We start from the raw sequence: 10682 nt of genomic DNA, 5'->3' as shown, positions 1-10682 counted from the left end.
GATATTCAATATAGAGCTAAAATGGATTTCATTAATAGAGGGAATGGTATTTTATGGAAATGGTTGTAAAAAATGAAAAATTGAAAAAGTGGGTGAATGAAATTGAGCAAATGTGCACACCCGATAAAGTATATTGGTGTGACGGATCTAAAAAGGAATATAATGAATTGATGTCGCAGATGGTTGCAAGTGGCATGGCTATAAAACTTAAGAAAAGAAAAAACAGCTTTTTGTTTCGTTCCGATCCTTCCGATGTGGCCAGAGTAGAAAACCGGACCTATATCAGTACTCCTCTGCAGAGCGAGGCGGGTCCCACAAATAACTGGGTCGCGCCTGATGAATTAAAGGCGACGATGAAGTCTCTTTACAAGGGGTGCATGAAGGGACGCACGATGTACGTGATTCCTTTTTCCATGGGGCCTATTGACTCGCCGATTGCGAAAATCGGCATAGAAATTACGGACAGCCCCTACGTTGTCTGTAACATGCACATCATGACCCGCGTGGGGAAGAAAGTTATTAAGAAGCTGGGAAAGAAAGGTGAGTTCATTCCCTGCCTGCATTCCATCGGCGCGCCTCTGGAAAAAGGACAGAAAGATGTTCCATGGCCATGCGCGCCCATAGAGAAAAAATATATCAGCCATTTTCCGGATGAGAATTTAATCTGGTCCTACGGTTCCGGTTACGGCGGCAATGCTCTACTGGGCAAGAAATGCCTGGCCTTGCGTATTGCCTCGGCTATGGCCAAACGCGAAGGTTGGATGGCCGAACATATGCTGATTCTGAGGCTGACAAGCCCGGAAGGTAAACAGTATCATATTACCGGAGCCTTTCCTTCGGCATGCGGAAAAACCAATCTGGCCATGTTGCAGCCCACCATTGACGGCTGGAAATGTGAATGCGTCGGCGATGACATCGCGTGGATGAAAATCGGTCCCGATGGCCGGCTCTATGCAATCAATCCTGAAGCAGGATTTTTCGGTGTGGCGCCTGGAACGTCTTATGATTCCAATCCCATGGCGATGGAATCAATCAAAAAAAATGTTATCTTTAGCAATTGCGCTTTAACCGACAAGGGCGATATCTGGTGGGAGGGTATGGATGGCAAGCCTCCCAAGCACGCCATTGACTGGAAAGGGCGTGACTGGCCCTCGGAGAATAAAGAGGTGGCGGCTCATGCCAATGCGCGTTTTACCGCGCCCGCTTCTCAGTGTCCTGTTATCTGCCCTGATTGGGAAAAACCGGAAGGCGTGCCCATTGATATATTCGTTTTCGGCGGACGTCGCGCCGGTGTTGTTCCTTTGGTTAATGAGGCCTATAGCTTCGACCATGGTGTATTTTTAGGTGCGACTGCCTCATCGGAAACCACGGCGGCCAATATCGGTGCGGTGGGAAACTTAAGACGTGATCCTTTTGCCATGCAGCCATTCTGCGGATATAACATGGGCGATTATTTTCAGCACTGGTTCGATATGAGTGACAAGCTTAAAGATAAAGCGCCCAGAATTTTTTATGTAAACTGGTTCCGTAAGAGTCCGGATGGCCGATGGTTGTGGCCCGGTTTCGGAGAAAACAGCCGCGTGTTGAAATGGATGTGCGAACGAATTGAAGGAAAAGCTGAAGCGGTTAAAACTCCAATTGGATTGTTGCCGACGTTGGACAGCCTGGATCTGAAGGGGCTTAAAATTGATGAGCAGGATATTAAAGCTCTGCTTCATGTTGATCTGGAAGCCTGGAAAGCTGAAATTCCCGATATTGAGAAACACTTCGCTCAGTTCGGCGACCGTCTGCCTGAAAGACTCAAAAAACAATTCGAAGATCTACAGGAGAGACTTAAGTAGATTCTTTAGAGAACCGCAGACACCGTTTCTTCGGTTATTTGGTTATTAAAGAAGGGGGACAGCGAAATTCGCCGTCCCCCTTCTTGTTTGTTTTATCATTCTAAATCTTCCTGCCCGGAACGCTCATTGAAGCAGTAATGCCGCCATCCACCGGTAGAGCCTGGCCTGTGATGTAGCTTGCTTCATCGCTGGCCAGGAAAAGTATGGCCCAGGCAACTTCCTCAGGATGGGCGGCGCGCTTTAATTCGCAATACTTGCCGAGTTGATTTTCCTTACCGGTGCTACGGGCCCATTCAAAAAAAGGCTGAGTCATGCCGGTCTCAATCAGTCCCGGGCAGATTGCATTGATACGAATATTGTGTGCACCGACTTCGCAGGCAGATGTTCTGGTGAAGTTGATAAGTGCTGCCTTGCTGGCGCTGTAGGCATTGCCACCCGCGCCGGAGAGAAGGCCGGCAACCGAGGCGATATTGATAATAGAGCCGCGGCGGCGTAGCTTCATGTGTGCTATGATATGTTTGGTGGCGTAAACAGGGCCCATAACGTTGATATCAAACACCTGATGCCATTCTTCTGATTTTTGATCCTCAAGAGTATCCAGTCCGCCGCCGATACCGGCGTTATTGACCAGAATGTCAATATTGGTAAAGGTGTCCAGTCCGAGATTGATCAGAGCTTTGATTTCTTCTTCCGACGAAACATCGGTTTGACGTGCGACAACGTTGCCACCCATCTTGACGATTTCATCTTTTACCAGATTAAGGTTGGTTTCATTCACATCGGCAATAACCAGACATGCGCCCGCACGGGCAAAAAGCAGAGAAGTCGCCCGGCCGATGCCGCTTCCCGCTCCGGTTATAATTGCATTTTTACCATCCAAACGTCTTGACATATTTTTCTCCTGATAAGCTTTTAATATTTTGATAAAAAATTCTTTTTCGGGAAAGAAGCATAGGCAAATTGCCCATGTCTGTCAACTACGGATATTATGCCCCAAGGCAAGCCAGGGTGCGATTGTCGCATTGTCAATCTAAACAGGATCGTTGAACGATTCATCATCATTGCGTAGGATGCCTACTTGCCGAATCTGTCCACAAACCAGTAATAGATGGTTCTAATCTGATTCGGCCGGAGTCTCGGTCGCAAGTACTTACCGAAAAATTTCCCCGGCCTGCGGAAGAGGAGGCTGAAAAGAAAGCGCAATTCTTCGTGACGATACAGCTTTTCCAATATTTCCGGTGTCCAATCCTGGTCGGAAATGCCGCTAAACACGAAGCTGTTCTCATCACACTGGTCCGCATTGATCAGTCCGCGTTCCAGACATTCCTTATAAAGCGGAGTGCCCGGCAGGGGTTTGAAGAAAAAGACTAACATTTTATCGAGGTTAAGTGAGTGCGCATAAGCAAAAGTATTCTTGATCTGCGCGAGTTTTTCGCCTGGAAATCCGATGATGAAACAGGAGTGGGTGTCGATGCCTTCTCTCTTCAAGTTGCGCACGATTCCGCGTGCGGCTTCGAGGTCGAGCGGTTTATTAACGATGTTGTCCAACACCCATTGATCGCCGCTTTCGAAGGCGAGGATCACCTCGTAACAACCAGATTGTTTCATCAGACGGACCAGCTCGTGATCAGCCAGCGTCTTCACCATAACCCCGTTGGGCATGTTCCACGAAAGATTCAGCTTGCGCTCAATCATGCCACGGAAGATGGCTTTTGCCCTTTTTGTATCTAAGGTGAGGTTGTCATCCTCGAACTTTATCTCTTCGATACCGTAGACGTTCTTCAGGTGTTCTAGTTCTGCCAGTACGTTTTCCGGTGAGCGGGCGCGATAGCGGCTGCCCCAATATATACTACTGGAGCAGAAATTGCACCGGAACGGGCACCCGCGGGATGAGATGAATGAAATGTTGAGCGGGCTCTTGGAGAAAAAATTAATGGGGATGTTGATATCAAAATATTTTTGAAGCGGCAGAAGGTCACGCGCGGGAAAAGGCAGGGAGTCAAGATCCTTGATCCACGAGGTCTTGGGGTGGATTACCTGGCCGTCATTTGTGCGAAAGGCAAGACCATCGATTTCTCCATGACCGCTACCGGTTTCAATTGCTTTGAGGAGCGCGGGAAGGGATTCCTCAGCTTCACCCATCACAATGTAGTCGAGCGCTTCTTCACGCAAACATCGTTCGGGTAAAAAAGTCGGATGTGTGCCACCGGTGATGGTAATAACTTCAGGATTCCAGTCCTTTACTTTTTTCGCCAACCCTGCCACCACGGAAAACTGGTGGGAAAATAGACAACTCATTCCGACCACATCAGGGGAGAACTCGCGGACTCGTTCCATAATCATGTCGGTGTCAAGGCCGTACTGTAATATCTGGGGGGTTATATCGCGCTCAAGATGGTGTCCTTCAACCACTGCGTCAAGTAGGCGAACATCATAATGATCACGCAGCACCGCTCCCAGATAAGCGATGCCCATGGGCATGCAGCACTGTTTAGCGTAAATGCGGGGATTGTTCATCGGCGGGAAAATGAGGATCACTTTCTTTATCGGGCGGTGGAGAATGCTTGCTTTCATTACGGCCGGTCCTTTAGTAACATTCAATTATCTTCTTTTAAATACAATTCTCAACGAATTAGCTTTATTAAACAAGCCCAATAGAATTTTTTCAAAAACAGAAAAAAAACTCAGGATGATGAAGGAATGAATTCCTCCGTAAAAAATAGTTATGGGTGGAAATAATCTATCCGCCATTTTTTTACCCAGGACAGCTCTGCAAAGAGAATGGCAACTCCAGTTCCAAAATACGGCGGTGTTGTAAGGCACAAAAGATACTATTTCCGCATTAAGCTGTTTGGATAAATGCCGGAATGTTTCAATATTGAATAAGTACCAGTGCCGGGGCGGGTGATATCCACCCCAATGTCTCTTCTTGAGCATTCTATAATCCAGTGAATCCGTGTTGGGTGTTTCAATCAGAACTATACCGTGAGGTGATAATAAATCCAGGCATTTCCGCATGAATATGTCCGGGCGTTCCACGTGTTCTATTACGTGAATGGAGTACACGACATCAAAATACCCTTTGGGAAAATCTATATCTTCAAAACGTCCGCAATAAACTTTATGGCCGCTGTCTTTAGCCTTTTCGATAGCGATTTTGTTTATATCAACACCATGAGTTTCACTGTCAGGAAAAAGTTTTCTGATGTTGTCTAATTGAGCTCCCGCACCGCAACCGATATCTAGAATTCTTAGCGGTCTTCCTGTGGGACGACTAACAAACGGCAATATTCTGGTACGATAGGTGCGCAAGTTCATCCAAAACCAGATTGATTTTACAAGCGACCACTTATTTGATTTTGATTCGGATTTATTTATGGAGAAATTATATGAATAGTAATCAGGAGGATAAATGGTTTTCAATTCCGAAACATCAGGACGCGGATAAAGATAGGTAAGTTGACAAATGTGGCAACGGTAAACAGGAAAAACAAGAGATGTGGTGTTAGAATACTCATGTTCGGTAACGCTGCCGATGAATTGAGAAGGGGTCATGGTGTTACAAATTATACATCTGGTATCATAATGAACTCTAAATTTATCAAGTTCTTTATGATGACTATTTAATTCTATAAACTTGTTTCTTTCCATAAGACCATCAACGAGCTAAAGACTTTGAACGACGAGGCAAACGTGTTTTGAATTCCAGAATTTCATCACTGTCTATGGGTGACTCAACAGAGGTGAATAACCTTTGGCCGTATTTCTTGATAAAATCTTTATCCTGCCCGATAAGACATACAGGACAATAATTTCTGAATTCTTTAAGCGTTAAGGCCCTTTTAAGAATATCTTCCAGCAAATGGTCTCTAATATTACCCAGGGAGATGTGAATAAAGGGACAAGGTAATATATCGCCATAAGGAGTCATGTAATAACTCTCTTTCACCGCCGGGCAGCCTGAACGAAAAAAACGAGGAGAAAGATCACGGCGAATCTTATTTTTAGTTTTTTTCGCCATCTCTTCCATATAAATATGATCATCACTATTGATCAGGATATCGGTTCTTCCCAACCACTTGCCGGCGGGGATTCCAATCAGAAGATAATGGATAAAATTATTTTTGAGACAAAAATCGTGCAGCCGTTTTACTCCCTCCGAATGCAAATTTTGGTGTGTCACCGTTGTTAAAATTGTTATTTTAAATTTATATTCCCTGGCGATTTGAATGGCCTGCATCAATTTGGAGAAAACGCCTTGCCGATTGCGAAAACTATCATGCTCATCGGAAATGTAACTATCAACACTGAACGCAATTACGTCAACTCCCCAGCGCTTAAGTCTGATTGCCCAGTCTTCGTTAAATAGTGTTCCGTTGGTAACAATATTTATAAATGAGCGATGGGGCTCAATAGCCTTGATTATTTTTTCTAAATCAGGATGCAATAGAAGTTCTCCACCCTGAAGATCAAAATCAAATATTCCTAAATCAAGGCTTTCTTTGATAACAGCGATGATCTCCGGCGTGGATAGCTCTTTCTTGTTTTCCCCCCCTGCCGTAATATTAAATGTGTGCGCGAAACAATGTTGACAATTAAGGTTGCAATTACTGATAAGTGCAAGGTTTGCATTCCAGGGAACGTCTTTCTTAAGAACAGTATAGTAAAAAGCGACCCTGGCAATCCTAAGTAAGAGACGAGGTTTCTTAATAAGATAGGAGAGATTGGATAAACGCATTGCCCTGTTCAGAAATGCATAAAATCCCTCTTTTTTGAAATGGCTCATAATGTCTCTTTTTACCAGGAAAACGGTTTGAATTAGATTCTTCGAAGTGCAGTAGATGTATGAAAAAAAAACCGTTTATGTCAAGCAAAAACCTTTCCTCTTATGTTTATCTCTTCAATAGCACCTTGTAAAAGGCGAACAGGTATTAATAAAGGGCAATATTTAATTGACTTACAAGATAGTTCTTCCTATACTTTCCGCTATCAAGAACAATAGTTTATCAAAAAATATCAAAATAATGCCAAAGATTAAATAGTTGAAGATGACAGAAGAACTCCTTAAATATACCAAAAGTCTTTCTCCTTTGTCTTTGCAAGCTATCGATGCAAAAGTTATTTCCGATGGCCAAAACATTTATATGGTGAAAAAAGATGAACACGGAAAGGAATATAAAGCGTTAATTGAAAAGGATAAGAACCTGTATTTGCTTTTGACAAGATCGAACGGTGAGCCTTCTGCAAAAATGCAGACCATCCATACGTATGCATCTGCAAAATGCAATTTGAACTGTCAGGTTTGTTATGAGAAATATAGCAATCACACCGAGATTGAGCGTGAAGAAGTAAACGAGTTATTAGAGAAATACCCCGACTGCAAGGTTGTGATGATGGGAATGGAACCAACGTGCAGAGAGGACATTTTTGAATTGGTGGAAATGGCGGGAAATAGAGCCAGCCTTAATACAAATGGAATAAAACTTGAGTCTCTTGAATATGTGAAGAAATTGAAGGCGCATGGGTTAAAAAACATTTTCTTTTCTTTTAATGGTCTCAATGATGAAATATATCTAAAAATGAACGGAGGAAATTATCTTGAGGCAAAGTTGAAAGCTCTTGAAAATATCGGGCGTGAAAAAATCGACACCTTGCTTTCCGCTACATTGGCAAAAAATATTAATGAAGATCAAATTCTTCCTTTAGTCAAATTTTGCTTTGAACACCGGTCTTTTATCGTCGAACTTAGAACCAGAACTCTGGCTCCCATAGGGAAACATCTTAATGCGGAGCAAATCTGCATGTCTGAATTAATAAAATTGTTTGCAGATGAGCTGCATATCAACAAAGCGGATATCCTCCGGGAGTTCTGCTTTATGCAGATATTTTTAGAAAATTTCAGATGGCTTTTGCCGAAAGGTTTCCGGGATAAATTCGGATCCAAATTATGCAGTTTTGTTTTTAATATTAAAAAAGAAAGCGAGGATAAATATTCTTCACCCGGTTCACGTATTGATTTAGACAGGATTAACAATAGTTCATTCAAATCCCTGTATTTATTTTATTATCTGATTAAAGCTTACGGACCGTTTTTATTAGCGGAGATTGCTCTTTATCTCTTGCATTTACCCAGATTTGTTGTTCAGAAAAAAATGCTCAATATCGTCCTGAAATGTTGGCCGAATTTGTACAATGTTGATTTGACGGAGATGAGCAAATGTCCGAGCGCGTATTATAAAAATGGGGAAATGGAAAGATTTTGCCTTTCCAATATCAAATACTCAGCAATAAAAGAAGGCTTAAAATGAAAATTGATGGAGCAAAGGCCGTCGCTCTCATTTTAAAAAAATTAGGTGTAAATAATATATGGGGTATTCCCGGAGCCAGAACCCTTTCTCTTTATAATGAGATACATTGTGTTGGCATCGATACTACTCTTGTCACAAATGAACTTTCTGCGGCATTTATGGCCGATGGTTATTACCGGGTATCGGGAAAGCCGGGTGTGTGTATTGCTATCCCCGGCCCCGGTCTGACCAATATGCTTACAGGAATTGCGGAGGCTTTTCTTGATTCATCGGCCATGCTGGTGATAACAGTTAATCCGAAAAAAAACCGGCAAAGTTTTTATATACACGATATTCCCCAACTGGAGATCGTAAAACCTGTTGTAAAAAAGGCCGTTGCGATTTCGTCAATTTCTCAGATTAACGAATTATTTGAGGCATATAATTTCTCCTGCAAGGAGGAACCTGGTCCGGTTGTTGTTGAAATTGGAAGCCAGGTAATGGATCAGGAAATAGAGGAATTAGAACTGGTGCCGGAAGTTTTTCCTGCACCAATGAGTATTACAAAAGAGGCTGTCACAAAAATTGTACAATATATCGGCGAGGCCCGGCAGGTTGGAATTTATGCGGGAAGGGGGTGTGTTGGCGCGGGTGGTGAACTGCTGGAAATATCAAAAATACTTTCCGCTCCCATTGCCACAACAATATCAGGCAGGGGAGTTGTTCCTGAAGATTATGAGTTGTCTACCGGATATGGATTTGGTCTGACCGGTTCTCCGGCAGCATATCGTGTTTTCAAAAACTGTGATTTGATTTTGGCAATTGGAACAAAATTCTCTGAAATGGCGACTGGAGGCTGGGGGCTGAAGTTTAATAACATGATCCATATAGATGCCGCAAAAGATAATCTGGACAAAAATTATTCCAGTTTGTTTTCTGTACAGGCAGATGCCCAAAATGCCCTTAAAGAACTGAATAAGTCGTTGAGCGGTGTAAAACGAACGGTGAATGTTAAAGCCATCGAGGAAATTAAAAAATTCAAAACCGGGCATGCCGCCAAAATAGGAAAAAAACAAAACAACGGTTCTTTGCATCCGGCAAGATTTCTGCAGGAATTGAGACGATGTCTGCCGAGAGACGCAATTATTTCCACAGATGTTGGATATCATCAACTATGGAGCCTGAGCGATTTCGAAGTGTTCGATCCTCAAACCTATTTGACTCCGGCGGACTATCAGGCAATGGGCTTTGGTATTCCGGCTGCGATAGGCGCCGCAATGGCCAAGCCGGATAAAAAGGTTGTATGTATTTGTGGTGACGGGGGATTTTTAATCAGCGGATTTGAACTCCTGACTGCCATAAGGGAAAAGATTAACCTTTCGGTTTTTGTCTTTAATGATGGCGCGTTGGGGCTTATTAAGGGATTGCAGGAAACGTTGTATAATAAAGATGTTTCCGTTAATTTGAATAACCCCGGCTTAGAGCATTTGGCAAATTCTTTAGGAGTAAAATACTTCCGTATTTCTGACGAAATGAATTTAAAAGAGACACTGGGAAAGGTGTTGGCGAATAAGGGCGTAAATCTTGTTGATTGTAAAGTTGTTTATGATGAGCTTCCCCGATACATCAAAGGAAGTATCAGAAATTCATGGGACCAGACTCCCTTGTCCAAAAAGATGTCCATACTTTATAGATATGTTAAATGCAGGCTGTAAGGATGAAGAAATATTTCGATATTGGACGTCATTACGATTCAATAACTGAAGGTTGGAAATATATTTTCGGTGATAATTTTCATTTCGGATATTTCAAAACACCTGAAGATGACCTGAATAGAGCTACTGATAATCTCATTGATGAACTTTCTTCTTTCTGCAAGCTGGGACCGGAGACAAAAATTTTAGATGCGGGATGCGGTATCGGTGCTCCCGCTATCTATCTCCATGATAAATTCGGTTCAGACATAACAGGTATTTCCATAAGCAAAAAAGGTGTTGATTTGGCAAATAGCAGGATTATGGGAAGTAGATATAAAGATAAAGTCCGTTTCATGGTTGCGGATATGACTGCTACCGGTTTTGCGGATAAAAGTTTCGATGTAATATGGGTTATGGAATCGTCGCATTTGATAAAAAACAAAGCATTGCTATTTGATGAATGCTACAGATTGCTGAAGCCGGGTGGATATATTCTTCTGTCAGATGTTCTGATCAATAAAAATTTTAACTTGATTATTAAGTTAAAATTTTTATTCCAAATAATAAATTTGATAAAAACCTTTGGAAAAGGAAGTACGGAAACACCAGAACGCTACACTGAATTACTGTGTCAATCCGGTTTTAAAAATATATTCTCAAAAAATATAAGCAATGAAGTAGAGCTAACGCTAGACTGCTGGAGGAAAAACATTACAGAAAACAGATCCAACCTGAGAGGGGTATTGGATGAAAGCGGGATTAAGAGATTCGAGAAATCCGTCGAAATACTGAAGTTCTTTTTCAAGAAAGGTTTTAACTGTTATTACCTTTTTGGGGCAGAAAAATAATGTGCCGGT

General features: G+C 42.6%; 8 protein-coding genes. 4 read left to right on the top strand and 4 right to left on the bottom strand.

The window, feature by feature from the left end; all coding sequences use genetic code 11:
* The first annotated feature begins 53 nt into the window (after positions 1-53).
* Positions 54-1841: a phosphoenolpyruvate carboxykinase (GTP) gene (locus CVU62_02570; protein ID PKN39102.1), complete on the top strand. Its 1788-nt coding sequence runs from the start codon at positions 54-56 to the stop codon at positions 1839-1841.
* A 100-nt stretch (positions 1842-1941) separates the two neighbouring features.
* Here CVU62_02570 and CVU62_02565 read toward each other — a convergent pair whose 3' ends face one another.
* From CVU62_02565 to CVU62_02550, 4 genes are all read right to left on the bottom strand, one after another.
* Entirely contained in the window at positions 1942-2733 is a 792-nt protein-coding gene (locus CVU62_02565) for an oxidoreductase (GenBank protein PKN39101.1), read from the bottom strand.
* A gap of 182 nt (positions 2734-2915) precedes the next feature.
* Positions 2916-4442, bottom strand: a complete 1527-nt coding sequence (locus tag CVU62_02560) for a B12-binding domain-containing radical SAM protein (protein PKN39100.1) — start codon at positions 4440-4442, stop codon at positions 2916-2918.
* Positions 4443-5492 (bottom strand): hypothetical protein, encoded by a 1050-nt coding sequence (locus CVU62_02555; protein ID PKN39099.1) that lies wholly within the window; start codon positions 5490-5492, stop codon positions 4443-4445. It abuts the gene before it with no gap.
* Between the two features lie 7 nt (positions 5493-5499).
* A complete protein-coding gene (locus CVU62_02550) occupies positions 5500-6627 on the bottom strand; it encodes a hypothetical protein (protein PKN39098.1) in 1128 nt (375 codons plus the stop codon).
* A 262-nt stretch (positions 6628-6889) separates the two neighbouring features.
* On the opposite strand from CVU62_02550, the gene CVU62_02545 reads away from it, so the two are divergent.
* From CVU62_02545 to CVU62_02535, 3 genes are read left to right on the top strand one after another with little or no spacing between them, the layout of a single operon-like run.
* Positions 6890-8149, top strand: a complete 1260-nt coding sequence (locus CVU62_02545) for a hypothetical protein (GenBank protein PKN39097.1) — start codon at positions 6890-6892, stop codon at positions 8147-8149.
* Positions 8146-9843, top strand: a complete 1698-nt coding sequence (locus tag CVU62_02540) for a hypothetical protein (protein PKN39096.1) — start codon at positions 8146-8148, stop codon at positions 9841-9843. Before CVU62_02545 ends, CVU62_02540 begins: the two co-directional genes overlap by 4 nt.
* Positions 9831-10673 carry a hypothetical protein gene (locus CVU62_02535; GenBank protein PKN39095.1) on the top strand — a complete coding sequence of 281 codons (843 nt, stop codon included), beginning with the start codon at positions 9831-9833 and terminating at the stop codon, positions 10671-10673. Before CVU62_02540 ends, CVU62_02535 begins: the two co-directional genes overlap by 13 nt.
* Positions 10674-10682: the final 9 nt, after the last annotated feature.

The sequence above is a fragment of the Deltaproteobacteria bacterium HGW-Deltaproteobacteria-2 genome (genome assembly GCA_002840505.1).
Classification (GTDB): Bacteria; Desulfobacterota; Syntrophia; order Syntrophales; family Smithellaceae; genus Smithella.
The sequence above is the reverse complement of the archived record's forward strand: the minus strand, read 5'-3'. Positions and strand labels throughout refer to the sequence as shown.